The organism is Pedobacter sp. SYP-B3415, from assembly GCF_004138205.1.
Classification (GTDB): domain Bacteria; phylum Bacteroidota; class Bacteroidia; order Sphingobacteriales; family Sphingobacteriaceae; genus Pedobacter.
Genome location: NZ_RXNQ01000014.1, coordinates 1 through 21983 on the forward strand (window position 1 = coordinate 1; position 21983 = coordinate 21983).

Here is a 21983-nt window from a genome sequence, read left to right on the forward strand (position 1 = left end):
CTCAAAGGCTTCGACAATTTCACGCTTAAATTCCTGCGAATACACCCGATGTGTACTGATTATTTTTCCTTGTGTTCTCATAATTTTTGTTCCCATTTTTGGGCAACTTATATCAGGGACATACAGGTGCCTACCCATCAATGAGATTAAAGAAAATGGAGAAAAGACTGAGCCATGTATCATGAGTCATTGTTGTCCGGTAAGAATTGGCTGAATGAAATAGAATCCTTCTAAGCAGTCTCAAAACAGTATTTGCATGAGTCTTCTGAATCAAGCACCCCTTGAATTTTATGTTTGTGGGTTTTACGTACAGGCGGTAGTTTTGATGACGGTTTTGCCTGCTTCCTGCCACTGATAGGTGCGAACCGGCCTTGTATCTTCTCGCCGCAGAAAAGTATTAAAAGTCTTGCACTGTTTTAAAGAGGTCGGGAGAAACCAAGGAGGGGAACCAGCCCGGAACGGAATGGCGCAGAGGTAATCCGGGCCTTTTCCCGCCGCCGTCGGACTTTTGATGCTTTTATGCAAGAAGAGATACACAGCCGGAGCGGTTTGCTTCTTTTCCAAGAAAAAGAAGGAGCCCCCGCGGCGGTGAGCGGTCCGATATAACAGTTTCAGATTTATTGAAAACCGAAGGCTATAAAATTTTCCCAAACGACACTGAGTCATGAGTGTGCGCCTAACTCCTTTGCCAAGCCCCACCGACATTCCCCCACGCCGTCATCCCGAAGCGCGTTTGCGGAATCCCCTCCTTCCGGGATCGCAACGGCGAGGGATCTCCTGCGAAGAGGTAGTGGCGACCGTTTTGTGGTGCCTCCTCAAAGCAATTGTAACAGAATTATGTATCTGGTAGCACACAATTGCAAGCTGAAGCGATCATACAAGGGGGATCCCTCCGCGCTCCGCTGGCGTTCGGGATGACGACGGGGGAGCACAGAACCCCTCAATGAGGCCAAAGAAAAAAGAACCCGGACGAAAGACCGCTAGCCGAACCACGAGCCATGAATCATGAGTCAGGACCTGGGGCGCCAAGCCTAAATACGAAATACGAACATCTAAATACTGTCTCAATACCAACTACGCATATCTAAATACTTTCCCAAAATCCCTACCTTCGTTTTATGGAACTGACACCGGGGATCATAGAAAAACTGAACCAGCTGCAGGAAAAGTACACCGCCATGGGGCAGGACATGAGCTCCTACCTCGACGGACTCCTGTACGCCGATTTCCTTACCTACTGGGACTACATCCACCTCGATACGCTGCTCAGCCTCCAGAGTCCGAAGACGCCCTTTCCAGATGAAGAGATCTTCATCATGTACCACCAGATTACCGAACTGTATTTCAAACTGAGCCTGCACGAATGCAGACAGCTGGCTGAGAAACCCGACCTGGATGCCGCCTTTTTCACCGCACGCATGCGCCGCATCAACGCTTACTTCAAAGCGCTGACCACCTCCTTCGAGGTCATGGTGCAGGGCATGGAAAAGGAGCAGTTCTTAAAATTCCGCATGTCGCTGCTGCCCGCCAGCGGCTTCCAGTCCGGACAATACCGCATGATCGAGATCTCGGCAACCGACTTCATCCGCCTCGTTGCGCAGGAGCAGCGCGAAAAACTCGCCCAGGCACCCATCGAAGAACAGTTTGAGAACATTTACTGGAAATCGGGCGCTACCGAGCTCAGCTCCGGCAAACAAACGCTCACCCTGCGGCAGTTTATCGACAAGTATGCCGCCCAGTTTCTGCAGCTGGCAAAAGACCGGCAGCACAACAACCTCGCCGCGCTGTACCGCAGGCTGAAATCGCGCGGCAGCGAAGACCTCAGCGAACTGGAAAAAGAGCTGCGCCTTTTCGACCTCAACGTGAATGTGGAGTGGCCGCTTTCGCACTACAAATCGGCCGTGCGTTACCTTGAAAAAGATCCCGTCGATATTGCCGCCACCGGCGGAACCAACTGGCAGAAATACCTGCCCCCGCGTTTCCAGAAACGCATTTTCTACCCTTTCCTGTGGACCGAACAGCAGCAGGAAGAATGGGGCCGCGGCTGGGTGATGCAAACCCTGGCCGATATGCGCCGCGGCTAAACCGCTGATGCCCTTTATGCCGGCCTGATCAATACCCAAACGTGTGATTTTCGGCTTCGTGCGCTGCAAAAACGGGTAATTTTTCTTATTTTGCCTGCCTTACACCCCGTTACCATGACTGACACACTAGAAATCAGTATCACCCCAGCTGCAGAGACCCGGTTAACCGTGACCGACTTCTCTTTGCTGCCCTTCGGTAAGGTTTTTACCGACCACATGTTTACCGCCGACTTTGAGGATGGCGAATGGAAAAACTTCCAGATTCTTCCCTACGGACCAATTCCTACAAGTCCGGCGATTTCAGCGCTCCACTATGGCCAGGCCATTTTTGAAGGCATGAAGGCTTACCGCCTGCCCGACGGACGCATCAGTGTGTTCCGCGCCAACAAAAACCTCGACCGTTTCAACAAATCGGCCGTTCGTATGGCCATGCCAACCATTCCCGAAGAAATTTTTATGCAGGGACTGGCCGCGCTGATCAAAATAGATGAAAAATGGGTGCCTGCGCAGGAAAATTATTCCCTGTACATCCGCCCGGTGATGTACGCCACCGACCCTTACCTGGGCGTGCGCGCATCAGACAGTTATAAATTTGCGCTGCTCACCACCCCGACCGGCCCTTACTACAGCAACGCGCTGAAGGTAAAGATCGAGGACGAATACACCCGCGCAGACGATGGCGGCGTTGGTTACGCAAAAACTGCCGGCAACTACGCCCGCTCCCTTTATCCCTTTGCCGAAGCGCAGAAAGAAGGTTTTGACCAGCTGATCTGGACAGATGCCACTTCGCACGAGTACATCGAAGAAGCCGGTACAGCCAACCTGCTGTTCGTGATCGACGGCAAACTAGTTACCCCTTCGGTTCGCAGCACCGTTCTTGATGGTGTAACCCGCGATACCATCCTTACCCTGGCCAGGGAACAAGGCATCGAGGTGGAAGAACGCCGCATTTCGGTAAACGAAGTAATCGAAGGCATCAAAAACGGAAGCCTGACCGAGGCCTTTGCCGCCGGTACCGCAGCAACTGTTACCCACATCGGCCAGATCGGTTACAAAGGTGAACTCTACCAACTGAGCGACCCGGCAGGCCGCCATGTATCAAACGGAATCGCCAAAACACTGAACAACATCCGCTACGGTCTTTCAGAAGACAGCCACGGCTGGAACTGGATCATCGACTAGAACGGAATAAAAAGATGAGAATCCGTGAACAGCGTGTGTTGTTCGCGGATTTTTTTTGCCATTGGCGATTACAGAAGCACGAAAAACAAACCCAGCATCAAGCGGCATGTCTGCTCAAAGGAAAGGTACGCGCTATCGGTTTGAAAAGCAAGCTCCGCCGCACTAAACGCGGTGCAGTCCCGCTCTCCGCTATAGCCCTCGTACCTCGGGGCTGCCGCTGCGATCGGGTTTAGGAGGCAGATTTAAAGTCTTCCTATAAAACATGCGAAGGGCCAATGATCAAAAAGGAGTTATTATAAGGAGAGTATATGGATTTACAGCAGGGATGTCAAAATGAAGCATATTTCCATTCTGCCTGGGTAATATGGTAACTCTGTTAGAGAAATGTTTCGAATCTTTGCTGCCCGCGGACGAAACACGTGGATACAGAGAGGTGGTAGCCAGTTGAAACTTAAATCTTCTGTTTTTTTGCAGGTAGCGCGAGTCGAGCACAAGAGTAAACTTTTCAGGTTTATCAGCCCAATCAACAAGGTGGATCGCAATTTGAGCATCTGCGTCGTTCGGAACAGCTCTGACAAAAGCATAGACTTGTCTCCCGCCATTCGTTATCAACAATGGCTTTTGATCATTTGTTGCTTTGATCAGTTCCGCTCCATAAACTGCTGCCTCCTCGTGCTGGTTAAATACCGACGCGTTTGCCTTGATCAGTCCAAAAATATCTGAAAAGTCTTCGGGCTTGGCATAATATCGAATCGCACCCGTAGGTGTTGATTTCAGATACACGTCCCAAGGTACAATAACATGACCTCCCGAGGCATAACTCAAGGCGATTACCTTTCTAGTTTTTTGGACGTTGGCTGATACATAAGTGAATGTTTGTGCTTTACCTAGAACCTCCGCCGCCTTGAATTTAGCATACAGCATGCCAGGCAGCGCTGACTCGTCACTTAGCTCCGCTACGCCGAAGTCAAATAGATTATAGGGAGCACTCCAGTCGCCGTTTGGATTATTAGATGATATAGCCACATGACGACCCGCATATTTATCGATTTCTTTACGCATCGCAACAAAGAACTCGACTACAGATTCATCCTGAATCTCGTGTATTGTCTTATGGTCCTTGGCGGCTTTGTCCTTGCAATGTCGGCAATGGCAGCCACCCCATCGTCGGGCGGCCGAATTTATTTTTGCATCATCAACCTGGATGAAATCTACACCAGCATCAACGAGCGCCTTTGCATGCTTCAGAAAAATTGCTTTATACTCCGGGCTATTTACGCATCCCCAATAGGTCCCCCAGCCTCTCATCCAAGGTGCTTCAACTAGCCTGCCAATCGAATCTAAAATGCGTCCACGATGTCTGACATGTCCGTCAATTTCGTCCGGAAGCATCGCATTTAGTGTGCCCCCAAATGTGTAACCCCTGCGTTTAGCGGTAGCTATCCAAGACTTGTCCCATGCATATACCCACTCTAACCGACTAGCAAAAAAAGCTTCTGCACTTTTGAAAGTATTCAGACCATCACTTTTCGAACTTGGATGCGGAAAACGACTCGAAAAAATAATATCCTGATACCGGGGGGCACCATTGGGCATTTTACGATAAACTGCGCGTTGGGAAAACGTCCTCATTTGAGGGATTGGCTGACCGTTACACACCAACCCGCACAAGTGCGCGATCAAAAGTACGGCTACGTTAAATGTATACGGTTTAACCAGCTTTATGTCTCCAAGCATCAACCTAACTTTTTTCATGCGACAGACCACTTGGCTTGGTAACGGATGTGACTCGCTTATAGCCTTTTAGAGATCTTTAGATACCCGCCAACAGAATTATATAGCAGACCTCCTCTATCTACAGCTACAGCACCGCCGACGTTGACGCCAAGTCTTTTGATATCTCTGTTCAACTCCAAATATCCTGAAAATTGATTTACAGCTGAAAAATATGGTGGTGGCCCGATAACACGGTTCGGTCCAGTAGTAGTGCCTTCAGGGCTGATCGCATATGTACCAAAATTTCTGGAAAAAGACGTTTTAATCTGAGCATTCCACGATTTATAATAACCGTCTAACCCTAGATGCACCAAATAAATACGGTTGTTCTTTATATACTCCTTATCTCTATGAGGTAAGTCCTGCCTGATGTATTTTGCATTTGTTAAAAAGTTATTACCAAGATTCTCGCCTTGATATGTCCAGCCCTGAAAATAAAGATAGTTATTATAGTAATCCTCGTCACCAGAAGGCGTCATTTTCGCATCAAGCTCCCCACCCTGACTTTTTGAAGTGAAAAGCTCTATAACGGCTTTATTCCAACCCCATTCGGAACTGCGTCTTTTATTTCGAAGTGAAATACCAAATAATCCATCTTTCAGGTTGTTGAAGTGTATTAGTCCACCAACTTCATAAAAAAATTGATGGTATGCCATCACGTGAACGTTTTCGAAATCATAATCAATAGCTTGATCTATCGAACCCTGGTGATTACCTACCTTCGACCCCCTATACATTTGTCCGTTCGCAACATACCAAAGAGTCTCAAATCCGGACAGGCCCCAATTAGGATCTTGGTTTTTTTCAGCACCAAACTGTACGTTGTGGTTGAAACCGCCTGAAAGTGCCCACCTCTTTCCTGGCTTGCCAATTCTAAGATAGAAAGACTTCTGATGACTGAATACATGTTCGCGATCATAGCGAGGTGTTCGGGTGAAGATATCATATTGACCCATATAACCGTAACTAAAATCTCCCTTGATTGCTAACCATTTGTTAGCAAAAGGCAACGTCCAATATGTTGGAATTGAAAGCTCAAGCTTTGGAATGCCCCTTGCGTTTCCCGAAATTGAAAAGGATCCGGATGAAAGTGTTGAATCCGCAATACCTACCAAATCCCTACTTCTGCCGAGGCTAAGTTCGAAAATGCTAGCACGCATCTCAATATTGGCTTCTATAATTTGAAATTCATTTTCACGACCAATGTTCAGCCGAGACTCAAAGTTCATTCTCCAGTCGATAGTTTTTTTTATGCTGTCAGTAGCATATCGATGGCGAATTCCGAAAATAAGCCCTCCCGATGCTCCAGCACTGGGACGGCTGCCATATTGATTTGTTCGCAACCAAAATGGGACTTGGTCGTTGGAAGTCGCTCCGGCTCTAAGTTCTATATTGTAGTCATATCTGTTCAAACTATCATTTTGTGCCAACGTCATCTGGCTACTTAATAGAGCGATAGCAAGAACGAAGGTCGCAAAACATAAAGATTTTGTCATCTTGACTTTGGATAGGGAATGACTCGCATCATTAAATTGTTGCTTCATAACATATGCTTAACATGTAGCAAAGATTTTTCGAGCCTAATATCGGCTTTTTTCATTTGGTTTCCGTGCTTCATTAAATGAGAGTGCAGTAATTCAATAATTTCTGAATAAGATTAAACAGTGATTTATTGAATCTTAAGGCTTTAAATTAAGCGCTCAACAGTAAAAATGCGCTGTCATAGCGTATAAAAATACCTCCTAGTGGGTATTTTTCGGAGTACAGATGCGAAACGCATGCAAGAATACCTAAATCTCTCTAAATGAATTATCTTTGCACCCGAATACCAACACAGGTTTGTACCTACTATTAAATTTTTGTTAATATCACATACTAAAACACCTCGTTTTCATGAAAAAAGCACTTATTACAGGGATTACCGGACAAGATGGCTCGTATTTGGCAGAACTTCTTCTCAGCAAAGGCTATGAAGTTCATGGGGTAAAACGCAGAAGTTCACTCTTCAATACGGATCGGATTGACCATTTATATCAAGACCCCCACGAAAGTAATGTGCGATTCGTACTGCATTATGGAGATCTTAGCGACTCGACAAATCTTATCAGAATTATTCAACAGGTACAACCTGATGAAATATACAATTTGGGAGCGATGAGTCATGTGCAAGTAAGCTTTGAAACACCTGAATATACTGCAAATGCCGATGGTATTGGTACCTTAAGAATTCTTGAAGCTATTCGTATCCTTGGATTAGTAAATAAGACAAAGGTTTATCAGGCTTCAACTTCTGAACTTTATGGGTTAGTGCAAGCTGTTCCACAGTCGGAGACGACACCTTTTTACCCCCGTTCTCCATATGCAGTTGCTAAGATGTATGCTTACTGGATTACGGTAAATTATCGGGAAGCTTACGGCATGTATGCTTGTAATGGAATCTTGTTCAACCATGAAAGCCCTCTCCGTGGAGAGACTTTTGTTACCCGGAAGATCACCCGCGGAACAGCCAAGATTGCACTCGGACTTCAAGATAAATTGTACCTTGGAAACTTGGATGCCAAGCGAGACTGGGGCCATGCAAAAGATTACGTTGAAGCCATGTGGCTGATCCTGCAACAAGAAACTCCTGAGGATTTTGTTATTGCAACGGGCGTAACGACTACCGTTCGCGATTTTATTAAAATGGCTTTCTCTGAGGTTGGTATCACACTGGAATTCAAAGGCGAGGGGGTTGAAGAACGTGGCTACGTGGTATCGTGCTCGAACGACAAATATCAAATCGAAGTCGGGAAAGAGGTCGTTGCCGTTGATGCCAGATATTTCCGTCCAACAGAGGTGGATTTGCTGATCGGTGATCCGACAAAATGTAACGAAAAACTGAATTGGAAACCAAAATATGACCTTGCCGGCCTCGTGAAAGACATGATGGAGTCTGATGTTAACCACTTCACAAAAGAGAAGATGTTACTGGAATCTGGTTACACCGTTAAAAACCAGTACGAGTAATCCATTCATGCTCGATAAAAAAAGAATCATTTCGATTGATGTTTCTTCAGGAACATACAACCAGTTTCTCGAAGAGATTTTAGCTCTGGCGCAAGCGCGTAAGTCGTCATATGTCTGCGTTGCTAATGTCCACATGCTTCTGGAGGCACATCAGTCGAAAGATTTCCAAAATATTGTTAATACGGCCGATCTGGTCACTCCAGACGGAATGCCCCTGGCCAATAGTTTCAAGCTCCTCTATAACCAGAAGCAGGACCGCGTAGATGGAATGAGTCTCCTCCCCCGGCTCTTGAAACAATCTGAAGAACGCAACCTTAGTGTCTATTTCTACGGTGGTTCTCAGGTTATGCTCGACCGTGTCGAGGCTTATATCCGCGAAAACCATCCAACCTTGACGATCGCGGGTCTTTATTCCCCTCCGTTCAGACCCCTTACACCGGATGAAAAAGAGGCGACCGCTGTTGCCATTTCTTCATCAGGTGCGGCAATTGTGTTCGTTGTTTTGGGCTGTCCTAAGCAGGAAAGGTGGATGAGCGATATGAAGGGAAAGATTCCGGCGGTGATGGTCGGCGTTGGCGGTGCGCTTCCGGTTCTGGTTGGTCTGCAAAAACGAGCCCCTGAATGGATGCAAAAGAACAGCCTGGAATGGTTTTTCAGGTTGTGTCAGGAACCGAAAAGACTTTTTAAACGCTACTTTAAAACAAACACTTGGTTTTTATATCTTCTGGTAAAAGAACTTGCAAAAAAAAGAAACTAGTGCTGGCCTGGCTGATATGCGGAGCTTTCACCCGCAGAGATGTCAGGAATACTTTAAATTGAACATGAAGAATACCTACGTTTTGATTATGGCCGGCGGTGTTGGTAGCCGTTTCTGGCCGAAAAGTCGCAATAATTTCCCTAAACAATTTATAGACATTTTAGGTATCGGCAAATCCCTGCTTCAGCTTACGTTTGAAAGGTTTGAACAATTGTGCCCTGCTGATCACATATTCGTCGTAACCAATGAGCAATACCGTGATATTATTCAGGAACAGTTACCTTGTATATCTGGTGGGCAGATCATTTGTGAACCAAGTAGAAATAACACTGCTCCTTGTATTGCCTATGCAGTTTTTAAGCTATCGGCGCTGGATCCGGACGCTAATATTGTCGTTGCTCCATCAGATCATTTTATCCTCTACCCTGAAATTTTTCTTGACAAGGTACGCCGGGCACTCGAATTCACGAGCCATAATGATGCGCTTGTTACCCTGGGTATCAACCCAACGCGGCCTGATACTGGGTACGGTTACATAAAGTACCAGCCAGATCAGGATAACGAACTGTTTAAAGTAGAAGAATTTAAAGAAAAGCCAAATCTTGAGGCTGCCAAAGGCTTTCTGCAGGAAGGAAATTATTTATGGAATGCCGGTATATTCATCTGGCATGCTTCGGCGCTGCTTTCTGCGTTACAGCGCCATGCCCCAGAACTATTTGAGATGTTCGAGAGCGGAACAGAAATATACAATACGGGGCAGGAGGCAGGTTTTATTGCGGAAAATTATCCAAAATCGCCAAATATCTCAATTGACTACGCCATCATGGAACGTGCAGACAACGTCTACACGATCCCTGCAGAATTTGGCTGGTCTGATCTTGGAACCTGGGGCTCCCTATTCGAAACAAGCCAGCGCGACAGCGACAACAATGCACTCTGCGGATCCCGCGTCCATGTCTCGGAAACGCGCGATAGTATTATACACATCCAGCCCAATAAACTTGCGGTCATAAAAGGACTGGACGGCTTCATTGTTGTTGATGAAGGGAATGCCCTGCTGATCTATCCAAAAGGCAGCGAACAGGAGATCAAAACTGTTGTATCCGGCTTACAGAACAACTATGGTTCTGAATTTAGCTAGAGGTGTTTCTGTTATCAGATAAATTTAAGGAAGACCGGTGCGGGAACTTCTAATTTAACCCAGGCAGGACTTAATAGCCCTGTTTTGCTGTCCCGACTAAAGAGGATGATGTCATTAGTTGTCTGGTGTGCGGCCAGCAGGTATTTGCCATCTGGTGAAATGGCGAAATTCCTTGGCGTCCGTCCTCCTGACGATATCCGCTGAACCAGAGTTGCCTTTCCGTCCTCAAATGAGAATACGATCAATTGATTGGCATCTCCCCGATTCGAAACATAGATAAATTTCCCGTCTGCCGAAAAATGTATCTCGGCTGCACTGTTTTTGCCATTAAAGTCGGGCTCTTGTAACATCTTCATATCACAAAGCCGCAATGAGCTGCCGTCCCATTCAAATATATGCAGGCTGCCGTTTAGTTCGCCACACACTGCGGCATAACGCGCGTCAGGCGAGAAAATGATATGCCTGGGGCCAGTACCAGCCTGAAAGCTGACCGAACTCAAAGGCTGATCGGCAACAGGCATCTTGTCGTTCAACACATCATAAGAATACACAAGTACCCGATCTAGGCCCAGGTCTGCGATCAGCAGCGTATCACCTTCCGGACCGGGCACGGCGGCATGAACATGACTGGATTTTCCAGGTTCTGAATACCGGAAATACTGTACAGGTCCGGTTAACAAGCCATTTTGGTCAATGCCGAAGACGCTCCAGCTCCCATCGCTATAATGAGCTGAAAACGCATGCCGTGCATCGCCGGCCAGGCTGATGTAACAAGGATCAGATCCGCCGCAGTGAAGCGTCTGCAAGGTCTGGAGTTCAAGTTGATCTGGATCAAAATGAACAACAGAAACCTGGTCGTTTGTGGTATGATTCTCATTTACCGCATAAACCTTGTTGCCCGAAACCGCAAGATACGATGGATTTGGCAGGGAAAGCGATCTGGAAATCCGGATATGCGCGCCATCGCCGTTCAGTTCTGCAACATGGATACCCTGTGCATCGAGGTCGGTGTAACAGCCGATTAAAAACCGTTGCATACCAATTACTTCGAAAATAATGAATTGTAGTCTGCTTTTTCAAATACAGTGCAATGCCCGCCTATGGTCGCATCAATGATCTTTCTGTTATCTTTTTCAAAGGCTTTACGGGCTTTTTCATACGCAAGTTCAGACCGCAGTAAATCGGGCAACTGCCATTTTACACCCTTTGGAAAATAATTCGGGTGAAAGTGGTTGTCGTCATCTCCTGATCGCACTTCGGTCTTGTTTGGCGTACCTTTATCTTTGAAACTGTGATCCAGTCCGATCAATACCACTTCAGAGAAACCCATATAATAGGCCAGCTGCAGGCAGACGTAGGTAACCGTTCCGCCGCTATATACTTTTTCGCTCAGGTCTGCTGAAAAACCATCATCCAGCGCCTGCGAGATATAAAGCATATTCATATCTGTACCTTTAAAAAGATCGCGCTTTTTCCAGTCGATAAACTTGGTACATTCCAGTTCGGCCAGTTCGTCCCGGAACTGTTCAATAACCAGCTCGTTAATGACTGCATGATACGTGGTTTTAAACGTTTCGTTAAACAGCAAATAGATGCGGTTCATCCCGATTGAATACTCATCTTTTAACAAACTCAGGTTAGTATGTTTCAGGCTGGGCCCGTTGGCAATGACAAAGCACCGCTGTCCCTTGTGAATGTTGTGGAAAGACCGGATCTTATCTTTCATGTCTGACGCAGACTGCCATGCCATTGCATTTGGAAGTCCTTTAACTCTCCGGCTTATTGCTTCGACAATACGGCCGGGTGTAATTTCACTTAATTTAAAACGCATGAGCTTTATCTTTAATTTTAGGGTTATTTTTTTGAGGCCAGCCACCGTTTCAGGTAACCGCCATTTATTTTTATAATATCGGCCAGCATCACGTTCAAAAACTGCAGGCCTCCGAAATGTTTCCGGTTAAAATCGTAGAACACCCTCAGGTTGGTGTCTGAGTACTTGTCAGTGATCCTTTTATAGAAGTTGGTTAGTGAATAGGCCTTTTCATACTTGCTTTTAGCTGTCAGTTCAACAAAGCTCATTAAATAGGGTGTCCTGGTAAAATATTGGGTAAATCCTGCTCTATTTGCCCGCAGGCCGTAGTCAGAGTCGCCCAGGTATTGCGGAAAACGCTGATAGTCCATCTCGCCGATGGTTTCAAAAAGTGCCCGGGTCACGAACATGCCGCGTCCGTGATTGTGATTTACGTGAATAAATGCCTGGTTGCCGGTAAAATCACTGATGGTGTTCTTTCTGACCCGGAACGGCCGTTTATAATCTTTAACAACACCCAGATCTTCGTATTGCCCTGTAGCAATATTCTTTGTGCCGATATTAAACAGAAACCGGCTGCCATGAAGTTGCGTAAGTTGCCCTACAACCTGGTTCAGTTGCTCGAAGAAGCCCTCATAAATTTCAACATCGTCGTTAAAGGATATTACATGGTCGGCCTGCAGTTGATTGAATCCGAAAACCATTCCTGTATTGAAGCTTTTGGTCCACCACCAGTTCCCGTCTCCCTCAATAACGCTAAGGTTCTGACGGCTCATCTGATTGAGGAGCGCAGGAGTCTGGTCTGTTGAGCCATCATTCACTACAATCACATGCAGCTGAAATGACGCGCTGCCATAGCTGAAGAGCTGGTTAAGCAGGTTACCAAGTAATTTTACCCTATTAAATGTCGGAATAACGATGGCGATCTTCATGTGGTCGAACTCAACGTATTCGTGCTAGTCGTATCATGTGCCTGACTGACCAATCTGGCACCCCTGTGTACCACATAGACAAAGTACGTCTTCTTTGCAAAAATGAATATTAGAAAAAAGGGAAGCAGCAGGATATTTTCTGCGTAGCCCAGTACAAGTAAAGTGAAAATACTATAAAATGCCATTTCCCTGTTTGTTATGGCCCTAAAAAAGGCCCAAACCCTTGACAGATAGAACGTGAGACCAATCAGACCAAACCTGGCAATGAGATCGAAGTCGCCGTTAGACAGGTTAACTGCAAATTCGCGTATAAAGTAGTTTTCATATTTATTACTCATGCCCCAGATCAGTTTGTATCCAAACTGAGTGGTTATAAAAATCATACTGGCAAATCGGTTCAAGGGCATCTTGCTCCCTTCATTCGAATAAAACTCGCTTCGCGTAGATAAGTTGTCGATCATGTCCAGGTCATTGAAAATCTGGCTCTGGATTTTGCTGGACAAAAAGGAGACGTTCATTACAACGATCAGCACCGGGACCATATAAAGCAACATGGTCAGTATTTTTACTTTACGCGCCCGCAGGTAACAGACGATAACGACAAGCAACCCAAGGTATGCTGTTGTAGACAACGTTGTTAGAATAGAAAACAGGAACAGGTACTGCGTTTTTCCCAGCTTAAATTTATCGCGGATAAGGGAAAGCAGAAGGGTCAGCACAAGAAAACAGCCATAAGCGCCGGGTTCCCACGCAAACCCCGAATTTCTGATCTTATGGTAGGTACTGAGATTAAATACGAGGAGGTTTTTGGTAGAGGGGTCCGGATTGGCTTTCGTATAAAGCGAGGTCACTGAACTGGCTACTGAAAATACAGTATCAAAACTGATCAGCTGCAATGCAAAAAAAGCCAGCCCGATATACGCAAGATCTCGCATGACCAGGACAACCATATCAATCAAGCGGTGCTTTAAAAAGTTGGCGACTAGATAGGTTAGCAGGATATATTTAAAAAGGAAAAGAATGTTGCTGACCAGATATTGCGAATCAGGCGTGTTCAGCAGGTATTGTATTACAGAAAGCGCCAGAAAGCCCAATGAGGTCCCCACAAAAAACTTTGTTGATGCAGAGCGAATAACGTTCTTCGGATCAATAAAGATGATGTAAAGAATAAGTAAAAACCAAAAGATGTCATCATAGAAAAGGAGCGACCCTTTTGATGAAATCAAAAGAAATGCAAGAGTAACCCAATAAAACGACTTCTTCTTTAACATGTATGGTTTATATCAGTTCCGTTCTGCTTTCTCTCGCCTAGTTGTGCTAATCCAAATCTTTGAGGACATTGCTGATGCCCCCGTCTATCTTCAGGTTTGCCCCATTGATAAAGCCAAGCTTATCTTCTGCAAGCAGCAAGGCTAGTTGAGACACCTCCTGAGGTTTGCCGATACGCTGGCTCGGGTGAATTTCATTAAGCAGCTGGACCTTTGCCTCGTCATTATCGAAGCCATCACGCAGCATTTGCGTGTCTATCGCGGCAGGACTAATGGCATTCACGCGAACACGGCCCTGCAAATCGACTGACATCGCCTTGGTTAGGCCTACGAGCGCACTCTTAGACGTTGCATAGGCAACAAAACGCTTCTTTGTCAATTGCTGGTGAATACTGGCAATATTGATGATCGAGCCGATCGATTTTTCGAGCTTTGGCAGAAAAAACTGGCTGAGCATAAGCGGCCCAGTCAGGTTTACATTCAGAGTGTGGTTCCAATCTTCCAGCTTCACTTCTCCAACGCTGCTCAGTATCTGTACAGCTGCATTGTTGATCAGCAGGAACAGTTCTGGAATCTCCCGGTCAAACAACTCTTCCATTTCCTTTTTATAACTGCCGTCTGTGCAATATTTGTGGAGGTCGAACTTAATGAAGACATCGCAATGTTGAGTTTCCTGGTCTACAATGTCCAGACCCACTACCCGGTAATTATTTTCCTTGAAGGTTTTGGCCAATTGGCTGCCAATACCACCAAGCACACCGGTAATCAATACCGTCTTTTTCGTATCCATTATTTAATATCTAAAAAGCCAAATAGTAGTTCAATAGCACGGTAGCTTGCCCTGAGCACTGCTTCTTTTGTATTGGAGCCATTGTGCGTACCCAATATACATTGCGGAAATTGTCGCAGTTTGCTGTCTGCAGGCAGCGGTTCAATCTCAAAAACATCCAGCCCTGCAGCGCTGACCTTTCCTGAACTTAATGCATCGATCAATGCAGGCTCATCTATGAGTCCGCCGCGCGCTACATTGATGATCCTGACGCCATCTTTCATTTCTGCAATGCTCTCAGCATTGATCATATGAAAGCTCGACGGTGTAAGTGCACAGGTAACGATCACAAAATCCGCATCGCCGAGACGTTCAGGAAAGTGCAGGATCTGGTCAACACCGGCCTGCTCGGGTGTAATGGAGGTAAAGGGGTCGTATGCGTTAATCGTACTGTCGAATCCTTTCAGTCTCCTTGCAACACCAAGCCCGATGTCTCCAAGGCCGATCAGTGCTACTGTTTTGCCAGTAGAGCTAATTCCCGCAGGTTTAATCCAGTTGCCAGCCCGTACTTCGCGGTCAACGAGGTAGCTGTCTCTCAGCAAGCCGGTAAAGTAAGCAAGCGCCATGTCTGCTACTTCATTTCCGAACATTCTTGGTGTATTTTGAATCGGAATTCCAAGTTTTTCGCAAGCTTTAAAGTCGACATTGTCTACACCAACACCCCATTTTACAGCTGCCGTCAACCTTCCGTTCTTTCCGGCTGTAAATACGCGTTCAGTGGCCGGGTCGTCCCCAATGATCCAGGCATCGACTGTTGGAACAAGTTCGATCAGTTCATCTTCCGTGAGAACCTGCACCACATTTGGCAAAACCAGTTCGATGTTCTTTTCTTCGAAGATATGTTTAAGCTGATCAATCGCCCTCAGCATGGGTGGACAGGTAATCAGTACTTTCATATAAGGTTGTTTAATTTTTTGTATAATAATTCTGCCATGATAAAATTCAATTCCACGTCTATATCCTGTGCTTCCGCTTCAGGCATTTCATACATGAATGGACGGTCACCTATCCTGTTGTGTTTGCGCTCTAGGATCTCTTTCGTAAACAGATAAAAACAGGAGTTTTCCTCATAAACAGGAGGAAGGTCCTGCGTCCTAAGCAAGATATTTGAATTGTGATTGATCGGTCTGGCCAATTGATCCCAAAACCTCACTTGTTTGCGTGTAACCGAAAAAAGGGAGTCAAACATGGGCTGCGAGGCTAAAAACTTCGCAATACCAGCGCTGAGCGTGGCCGCAGTCAGAATTGGATTGGTGCTATGCGTTTGCAGGTAAAATTCAGAAGGAACCTGATTGATTGTATTTAGAAGCACATCGTTCATTGGGATAGCTCCGTCACGCAGGTGCTCTGGCCGCTTTAGGGCTAGAACTTTCGGAAAGTGTTGGGCGGTCTGCTCAAGTACAGTTGGGCTGTCTGTATCTACCACAACCTGATCGATCTGCTCACAGTCGAGAAGGGTTTGAACAATGTGGTGAAAAAGTGGCTTGCCAGCAAAATCCCGGTAGTTTTTGCCAGGTACGCGCTCGCTTGAATGCCGCATCGGGACAATGGCTGTTATCTTGTTCAATGACATATATTTTAGTATTCTAAATTTGCGTAATCAATTTTCTCACCGTATCCGGTATCGGCGTTAGATTTCCTTCGGTTGAAGAGGATCTTCGCGAAATCGTTCGGATAGTACATGCGCATACGAAGAGTCTCATCAGGCCGGGAATTGCCGTTGTATCCTAGGTAAGTTCCCCAAAACTGGAGTGATCGAAATTGGACGATTGATCCAATCTCCCTGATAAATTTTCCATCGTGCAGTGCATGCAATGCGTCTGACCAAATATTACTTATTGTAAGCCGGATGAAGCTCCAGAACGAAAATTTTTCCTTTGAATAGATGTTTTTCAGCGCTATCGCCTCTCGCCTGTAGCGATTTTTTATTTTCGCCGGTGTCTCTTCGTGCACGTGTACGATCGGGGCAAAGGCTTCATAGGCAATAATGTATCCCTGCTTCTGGATCTTGGTAGCCCAGTCCAGATCTTCCAGGCCGGTAAGTTGTTCATCATAGGGTTGCTGAAACCAAAGGACTTTCCGGACAACCGCATTGGCATTGTTGCAGAAGGGTATGTGCTGTTCGTAACAAGATGTCGCCGGAAACCATTTTTTAAACAGTTGCTCTTCTGAGTATTTGGTAATCTCATTCCCTACCTGTCGGCCATAGACAAGCGCAACCTTCTCATTTTTGAAAGGAGCGACCATTTTCTCAACCCAATCCGTGTAAAGCGGGTAAACGTGTGCGCTGGCAAACAGCAAAAAGTCGCCGTTTGCTTCCTGGCAACCAACGTTAAGTGCGCGTCCGAATGAGAAGTCTTCCGGTCTGATGTTGACGATCCGTACACCGAATTCGCGGGCAATCTTTACGGTATCGTCGGTAGACCCTGAATCAACCAGTATAACTTCAATCTGATTTCTGATCGACTGGGCGTTGATACCGTGCAACAATTTCCCAATAAATTTTTCTTCGTTGAAGGATCTGATGATGATGCTGCAAGTTGGATGGCTCATGGTGTTGCTTTAATTAATTACAGGCTCGGCCAATTAGTCAAACAAATGAATGAAGTCATTTGCAAACCGCTCCTGATCTGTTGAATAATTGGTTGACTGGGCAGGCGCTTGGTCGCCCAGCGTATCTTTTATCTTCTCTGCAAGTTCAGACGCGTTCTCAGGATCAAAAAACCGGCAGTTTTGTACAATCTGCTCACGGTGCAGGGGAATGTTTGATACAATCGTTTTTGCGCCCAGTGCCTTCGCATCCTCTATCACGGTACTCCAGCCTTCAAAAAGTGAAGGCTGTATAATCGCGACCGACTGTTTCATCAAAAGCAACTGTTCGTCGCGGTCTATAAAACCCAAAAATTTAACAAAATGAGACAGTCCGTTTTCGGTTATGAAGGCTTTCAATCCATCTACATAATCCGGATTACGGTGGTCGTATTCCTTTCCAGTAAAAACGACCTGATAATTGACGGTCGTACTTTTAAGTAGTTGCAATGCCTTGAGCACGACCCAATGATTTTTGTGCTTCCAAAACTGGTTGCACACAATAAAATAAGGCTTTTCGATCCCGAACTTGCTGAATAGGGCGTCTGGATCAAGCTCTAAGTATGAAGTGCCGATAAAACTCGAAAAGCGAAGAATTTTCTTCACATTTTTATTCCCGGGGAAAAATCGATCAAAGTCATCTAGCGCGTTCTGACTACTGAAGACGATCGAACTGTTGGAGCGAACAAGCTGCAGGTGATCCTGTTTACGCAGTTTCCGCTCCAATGCAGAGAAAAACTCCGGGTAATAATGTTCCTGAAAGTCCGGGATCCAGTAATAAGCATTTTTGATCTTCTCATCAGAAATATTCGGCTTCAAAGGATACACATTCTCTGCTACTGCCAAAGGCAGCGTAAATTTGAAAGGCGTACGGCCGGTAATCCTTTTAGAGAGCTTATTAACCACTTTCTTAAAGAAGGACAACTGCAGGTCAAGGGTTATATAAGTGACATATGGATAGTCGATCTCCCTGATTAAGTCAAGCGGCGACCCTTTTGAATACAGAACATTTAGGTGGGGGCGGCGCTCGTCTGCAAGCAATTTTAGCGCACGGATCATGTTCAATATGTAATAGGTACCGCCGATCCAATTGTCATTGTGCCGGAAGAGAATATTTACTTGTTTTCTGCTAGCCATTTTGCTGTATTTTGTAAACCATCTTTGAGTGAGAACCGCTGTTCAAAACCGAAGCTTTTCAAAACGTCTATGTTTGCCCGCCAGTTAAGCGGATCGCCGGGTTTTACAATTTTATTGAAAACGACCTCAATTGTGGGATCGATCAAGTTGCAAAAGACTTCAGTCGCTTCTGCAATGGTCGTTTCCTGTCCCGAAGCTATATTTACTGCCTCGCCGTTAAACAGACCCCGGTCGATGATGCATTCAATGGCATTTAACAAATCGGCAATATAAATGAAGTCCCGCGTTTCCCGCCCCGAACCGAACAGCTCAATTTTCTTTGAGCGAAGCGTCTTCTGAAATGTTTCCCAAAACAATTGCTTGCGCAGGTTTTCTCCGAAGACCGAAAACAGGCGCAAATTTATCGTTTGAATATTGTAGAGATAATAATATTCACGGCATACTTGCTCCGCATACAATTTATGCCAGCCGTAGGGCGACAAAGGTTTGAGTTCAACAGATTCTGAAACAGGCAATTGATTCGGGTTTCCATAAACAGCGGCAGAAGACATATTGATGTATTTGCAGCGGTCGTTGTGTATTCTAATTGCATCCAGGATCTTAATGGTGTTGGTTACATTCAGCTCAAAATCAAAGAGAGGACGGTTCAGTGAGATCGGAACACTGCCATTTCCGCTGGCGTTAATACAAACATCAAATTGCGCGCGTTCAAAGAGCGAATTAAAGTCGGTATTCTCCAGATCAAGCTTGAAATAGTTAGGACTATGGTCTTCCACAACATCTGCACGCCAGACTTCGTGATCTGCTGAGAAAAACCTGCTGGTATGAGAACCGATAAATCCTGCCGAGCCAATAACTAGTATCTTCATTTCTTTCTGAGTTCTTCTGGGATTTCCTTGATTAGTTTGGCGGGATTGCCTCCTACGACGGTCCACGGTGCTACATCTTTTGTCACCACGCTGGCAGCACCTACAATTGCTCCTTCCCCGATAGTCACGCCTTTCAGGATGATCGCGTGCATGCCAATCCAGGCATGCGAACAGATCTTTATTGGCTTCGAGTTGACAACATCCCAATTTTTATTGGCAATAAAGTTTCGTCCATTCCGGAGGTCATCCAGCTGCTGGCTGATATCTTGTTGCCTGTCGCGGTAATCCAGCGAGTGAGAATCATGATCGTACACATAACAGCCCCATGCTATAAATACATCGTCTTCTATTTCCACCCTGTTCCTTACAATCAGGTGGCTGTTGCCAATATAGGTTCTGTTGCCAATAATCAATTCACCTCCCGTACTTTCAAATGTCACCTTGCAGTCGAGGACGGTATCGTCTCCGACCCGCAGGTACTTCTTATTCTGCAAAGGATTTTGCAGTGATAATTTAAACGAAGACAGCAAATGTGCATTGCCGATTACGCCATAGTGGCTGGCTAGCTTCAGCATTTTCGCCTGCTGCATTTTTTTTATGGTAGAGATAAGTCGCCCAATCATTAGCTCAGTCTTTTTATGGGTTTAGCCGGGTTCCCTCCGACAAGTGTAAACGGTTCCACATCTTTCGTTACCACGCTACCGGCCGCGATAATTGCACCCTCGCCAATGGTAACGCCTTTCAATATAATGCAGTTGAAGCTTATCCAAACATGGTCCTCGATCCGGATGGGAGCGGTTTGAACATTCCCCTTCTCAAGGTAATTTCCGCCATTCGGAATATAACGTACAAACGAGGCAGCCCGTTCCTGATGGTCTATCTCGTGCGATGTCGTGTCGATAATATGTACCTGGTGTGCAATCAGGACGTTATTTCCAATTGAGATGCGCTCACCAGACCAGACCTTGGATGATGGACCAATGAAACAATTATCGCCGATACTAATCTGCCCGCCATAGTGAAGCGTCTTCAGTTCTCCACTAATGAACGTGCCTTTACCGATCACGATAGACGATCGGTCGTTGCGCACATTGTGAACGCGGGCACCATCCCAAAATGTACCCCCGTTGTTGTAAACACTAGAATTTGCACGCTCACGCATATCAGCTTCATTCGCCAAGGCGATGAGTTTATGAAGCCGGATACGGCGAATAATAGAAACGAGCAGCGATTTCATCATAACTTATCTGTTCCAAATACCAGTTGCCTGTTTTTTGATAATCTTATTATACTGAATAGTGGCAATGACATTTCCGCCCAGCATAGTACAGATTGTAGCCAATGGTACTCCGATTATATCTAGCTTAAGGCCTTTAATAAAAAACATAGCCAGCGGAACATTCAAAATCATTCCGGCGACAGAGAAGTAAAGCTGTAGCCTGACCTTGCCAACCCCATTCAAAAAATTGCCAAATATGACACCCCAATTCATAACTAAAAAGTAAAGGCACATAACGGCTGAGAGTTGCAGTGGCACGGTCACAGCACTTCTGGTCCAAAGTTTATAGACCGGCACAGAGACCGCAAGCTGGACTAATTGGCACGCAAACAGGCCGAGCCATATAAACAATAGTTTTTTGACTGCCTTTTTTATCCAGGAATAATCGCCCTCTACTTCTGCTTTCGTAGTCATTGACCAGAATGGAGCCAGCACGATTGTAAAAATAATATTGGTAACGCCAAAGTATTTATATGCAAGATTGTAGGTGGTAACATGTTCAGGATCAAAGTACTGGGCAATGATGAAATTATCTGACGCATACAGGATCAGCGCTGCCACCTGGATAATAAAAAAATTCAGGCCAATGCTCAGCAAGCCTTTTGCAAATGCTGGCTTAATATGGTTAAACGATGGTTTGATCAGCTTAAAAGGTCCGGAGAACAACAGAATACTTGATATCAGGAATACACCAATTGGCACAGATGCATAAACAACAGAAACAGAAAACAAGGAATTGTATCCCAGCTCCTTTACGATAAACAGCCCGATCAGGATAGATAGTTGAATCATGGCATTCGTAAAGTCAGCCATGGCAGAACGCTGAAAAGCGAGCAAAATTGTATTAACTAGCCTAAGAATAAATTGAAGAAACAGTAAGCTGATCGAATACTGAACAGCACTGTTCAAATCTTCAGCCATCTGAATCGGGGCATTGAAAACTCTGTACCAGTCAATTAATGGACTTACAGCAACAAACAAGATCAGCAGTGCACCAAATATTGCACCTACAAAGGCATAAGTAGTCGATACGTAAACCTTTCCCTCTTCATGATTTTTTGTAGCTAATGACTTAGTAAGTTTGTTGCGGAGCCCGTTCCCGAACCCAAGGTCAAACAAAGCGAACCATCCAAAAATAGCGGTCAGCGAAAGCCAAATGCCATACTGGGTAGGCGTCAAAAAGCTCAGAACAAGTGGAATTGTCAGAAAACTTACACCAATATTCAATCCCTTGATAAAGAATGAGAAAAAGACGTTCTTGATAACAACAATGCTTTTCTCATCTTGTAGTTTCAGTATCTTTTTTATCTTATTCAACTTATCG

General features: G+C 45.5%; 20 protein-coding genes. 5 read left to right on the plus strand and 15 right to left on the minus strand.

The window, feature by feature from the left end; all coding sequences use genetic code 11:
- Positions 1-1118: 1118 nt before the first annotated feature.
- On the plus strand, positions 1119-2084 hold the full coding sequence (locus EJV45_RS08055) for a tryptophan 2,3-dioxygenase family protein (protein WP_129715164.1): 966 nt from the start codon (positions 1119-1121) through the stop codon (positions 2082-2084).
- Between the two features lie 114 nt (positions 2085-2198).
- The gene (locus tag EJV45_RS08060) at positions 2199-3266 is read left to right on the plus strand and encodes a branched-chain amino acid aminotransferase (protein ID WP_129715165.1); all 1068 of its coding nucleotides are present in this window, start codon (positions 2199-2201) and stop codon (positions 3264-3266) included.
- 279 nt (positions 3267-3545) lie between these two features.
- Here the strand turns inward: EJV45_RS08060 and EJV45_RS08065 are convergent, their stop codons facing one another.
- Together EJV45_RS08065 and EJV45_RS08070 are read right to left on the minus strand one after the other, a co-directional pair.
- Entirely contained in the window at positions 3546-5021 is a 1476-nt protein-coding gene (locus EJV45_RS08065; RefSeq protein ID WP_129715166.1) for a hypothetical protein, read from the minus strand.
- Positions 5022-5059: 38 nt separating this feature from the next.
- The gene (locus tag EJV45_RS08070; protein ID WP_129715167.1) at positions 5060-6586 is read right to left on the minus strand and encodes a capsule assembly Wzi family protein; all 1527 of its coding nucleotides are present in this window, start codon (positions 6584-6586) and stop codon (positions 5060-5062) included.
- Positions 6587-6935: 349 nt separating this feature from the next.
- Between EJV45_RS08070 and gmd the strand changes: the two genes are divergently transcribed.
- The 3 genes from gmd to EJV45_RS08085 all read left to right on the plus strand — a co-directional run bounded on the left by gmd (position 6936) and on the right by EJV45_RS08085 (position 9946).
- Positions 6936-8048: a GDP-mannose 4,6-dehydratase gene (gene gmd / locus EJV45_RS08075; protein WP_129715168.1), complete on the plus strand. Its 1113-nt coding sequence runs from the start codon at positions 6936-6938 to the stop codon at positions 8046-8048.
- Positions 8049-8055: 7 nt separating this feature from the next.
- Positions 8056-8805, plus strand: a complete 750-nt coding sequence (locus EJV45_RS08080) for a WecB/TagA/CpsF family glycosyltransferase (protein ID WP_129715169.1) — start codon at positions 8056-8058, stop codon at positions 8803-8805.
- 64 nt (positions 8806-8869) lie between these two features.
- Positions 8870-9946, plus strand: coding sequence for a mannose-1-phosphate guanylyltransferase (locus EJV45_RS08085; RefSeq protein WP_129715170.1), 1077 nt, complete (start codon positions 8870-8872; stop codon positions 9944-9946).
- Positions 9947-9960: 14 nt separating this feature from the next.
- Here the strand turns inward: EJV45_RS08085 and EJV45_RS08090 are convergent, their stop codons facing one another.
- Genes EJV45_RS08090 through EJV45_RS08150 form a run of 13 tightly spaced genes read right to left on the minus strand, consistent with a single transcriptional unit; the run spans position 9961 to position 21976 of the window.
- The gene (locus tag EJV45_RS08090; RefSeq protein ID WP_129715171.1) at positions 9961-10983 is read right to left on the minus strand and encodes a lactonase family protein; all 1023 of its coding nucleotides are present in this window, start codon (positions 10981-10983) and stop codon (positions 9961-9963) included.
- A gap of 5 nt (positions 10984-10988) precedes the next feature.
- A complete protein-coding gene (locus EJV45_RS08095; RefSeq protein WP_129715172.1) occupies positions 10989-11777 on the minus strand; it encodes a 6-hydroxymethylpterin diphosphokinase MptE-like protein in 789 nt (262 codons plus the stop codon).
- A 23-nt stretch (positions 11778-11800) separates the two neighbouring features.
- Positions 11801-12688 carry a glycosyltransferase family 2 protein gene (locus EJV45_RS08100; RefSeq protein ID WP_129715173.1) on the minus strand — a complete coding sequence of 296 codons (888 nt, stop codon included), beginning with the start codon at positions 12686-12688 and terminating at the stop codon, positions 11801-11803.
- Complete coding sequence (locus tag EJV45_RS08105; RefSeq protein WP_129715174.1) at positions 12685-13959, minus strand: hypothetical protein; 1275 nt, start codon at positions 13957-13959, stop codon at positions 12685-12687. Before EJV45_RS08105 ends, EJV45_RS08100 begins: the two co-directional genes overlap by 4 nt.
- A 46-nt stretch (positions 13960-14005) precedes the next feature.
- The gene (locus EJV45_RS08110; RefSeq protein WP_129715175.1) at positions 14006-14746 is read right to left on the minus strand and encodes an SDR family NAD(P)-dependent oxidoreductase; all 741 of its coding nucleotides are present in this window, start codon (positions 14744-14746) and stop codon (positions 14006-14008) included.
- Entirely contained in the window at positions 14746-15681 is a 936-nt protein-coding gene (locus tag EJV45_RS08115) for a phosphoglycerate dehydrogenase (RefSeq protein WP_129715176.1), read from the minus strand. Before EJV45_RS08115 ends, EJV45_RS08110 begins: the two co-directional genes overlap by 1 nt.
- Positions 15678-16352, minus strand: a complete 675-nt coding sequence (locus EJV45_RS08120; protein ID WP_205942348.1) for a cytidylyltransferase domain-containing protein — start codon at positions 16350-16352, stop codon at positions 15678-15680. The genes EJV45_RS08115 and EJV45_RS08120 overlap by 4 nt, the downstream gene beginning before the upstream one ends.
- A gap of 11 nt (positions 16353-16363) precedes the next feature.
- Positions 16364-17338: a glycosyltransferase family 2 protein gene (locus EJV45_RS08125; RefSeq protein ID WP_129715178.1), complete on the minus strand. Its 975-nt coding sequence runs from the start codon at positions 17336-17338 to the stop codon at positions 16364-16366.
- Between the two features lie 33 nt (positions 17339-17371).
- A complete protein-coding gene (locus EJV45_RS08130; protein WP_129715179.1) occupies positions 17372-18511 on the minus strand; it encodes a glycosyltransferase family 1 protein in 1140 nt (379 codons plus the stop codon).
- Complete coding sequence (locus EJV45_RS08135) at positions 18490-19380, minus strand: NAD(P)-dependent oxidoreductase (protein ID WP_129715180.1); 891 nt, start codon at positions 19378-19380, stop codon at positions 18490-18492. Before EJV45_RS08135 ends, EJV45_RS08130 begins: the two co-directional genes overlap by 22 nt.
- Complete coding sequence (locus EJV45_RS19685; RefSeq protein WP_305037027.1) at positions 19377-19970, minus strand: acyltransferase; 594 nt, start codon at positions 19968-19970, stop codon at positions 19377-19379. The genes EJV45_RS08135 and EJV45_RS19685 overlap by 4 nt, the downstream gene beginning before the upstream one ends.
- Before the next feature lie 32 nt (positions 19971-20002).
- On the minus strand, positions 20003-20620 hold the full coding sequence (locus tag EJV45_RS08145; protein WP_129715182.1) for a DapH/DapD/GlmU-related protein: 618 nt from the start codon (positions 20618-20620) through the stop codon (positions 20003-20005).
- A gap of 3 nt (positions 20621-20623) precedes the next feature.
- On the minus strand, positions 20624-21976 hold the full coding sequence (locus EJV45_RS08150) for an oligosaccharide flippase family protein (RefSeq protein WP_129715183.1): 1353 nt from the start codon (positions 21974-21976) through the stop codon (positions 20624-20626).
- Between the last annotated feature and the right edge of the window lie 7 nt (positions 21977-21983).

Bases quoted from the DNA above. Each gene is read 5' to 3' on its own strand.
- EJV45_RS08055 (WP_129715164.1), top strand. From the start codon at position 1,119: ATGGAACTGACACCGGGGATCATAGAAAAACTGAACCAGCTGCAGGAA.
- EJV45_RS08110 (WP_129715175.1), bottom strand. From the start codon at position 14,746: ATGGATACGAAAAAGACGGTATTGATTACCGGTGTGCTTGGTGGTATT.
- EJV45_RS08065 (WP_129715166.1), bottom strand. From the start codon at position 5,021: ATGAAAAAAGTTAGGTTGATGCTTGGAGACATAAAGCTGGTTAAACCG.
- gmd (WP_129715168.1), top strand. From the start codon at position 6,936: ATGAAAAAAGCACTTATTACAGGGATTACCGGACAAGATGGCTCGTAT.
- EJV45_RS08135 (WP_129715180.1), bottom strand. From the start codon at position 19,380: ATGAAGATACTAGTTATTGGCTCGGCAGGATTTATCGGTTCTCATACC.
- EJV45_RS08115 (WP_129715176.1), bottom strand. From the start codon at position 15,681: ATGAAAGTACTGATTACCTGTCCACCCATGCTGAGGGCGATTGATCAG.
- EJV45_RS08080 (WP_129715169.1), top strand. From the start codon at position 8,056: ATGCTCGATAAAAAAAGAATCATTTCGATTGATGTTTCTTCAGGAACA.
- EJV45_RS08070 (WP_129715167.1), bottom strand. From the start codon at position 6,586: ATGAAGCAACAATTTAATGATGCGAGTCATTCCCTATCCAAAGTCAAG.
- EJV45_RS08145 (WP_129715182.1), bottom strand. From the start codon at position 20,620: ATGATGAAATCGCTGCTCGTTTCTATTATTCGCCGTATCCGGCTTCAT.
- EJV45_RS19685 (WP_305037027.1), bottom strand. From the start codon at position 19,970: ATGCAGCAGGCGAAAATGCTGAAGCTAGCCAGCCACTATGGCGTAATC.
- EJV45_RS08130 (WP_129715179.1), bottom strand. From the start codon at position 18,511: ATGGCTAGCAGAAAACAAGTAAATATTCTCTTCCGGCACAATGACAAT.
- EJV45_RS08105 (WP_129715174.1), bottom strand. From the start codon at position 13,959: ATGTTAAAGAAGAAGTCGTTTTATTGGGTTACTCTTGCATTTCTTTTG.
- EJV45_RS08100 (WP_129715173.1), bottom strand. From the start codon at position 12,688: ATGAAGATCGCCATCGTTATTCCGACATTTAATAGGGTAAAATTACTT.
- EJV45_RS08125 (WP_129715178.1), bottom strand. From the start codon at position 17,338: ATGAGCCATCCAACTTGCAGCATCATCATCAGATCCTTCAACGAAGAA.
- EJV45_RS08085 (WP_129715170.1), top strand. From the start codon at position 8,870: ATGAAGAATACCTACGTTTTGATTATGGCCGGCGGTGTTGGTAGCCGT.
- EJV45_RS08090 (WP_129715171.1), bottom strand. From the start codon at position 10,983: ATGCAACGGTTTTTAATCGGCTGTTACACCGACCTCGATGCACAGGGT.
- EJV45_RS08060 (WP_129715165.1), top strand. From the start codon at position 2,199: ATGACTGACACACTAGAAATCAGTATCACCCCAGCTGCAGAGACCCGG.
- EJV45_RS08095 (WP_129715172.1), bottom strand. From the start codon at position 11,777: ATGCGTTTTAAATTAAGTGAAATTACACCCGGCCGTATTGTCGAAGCA.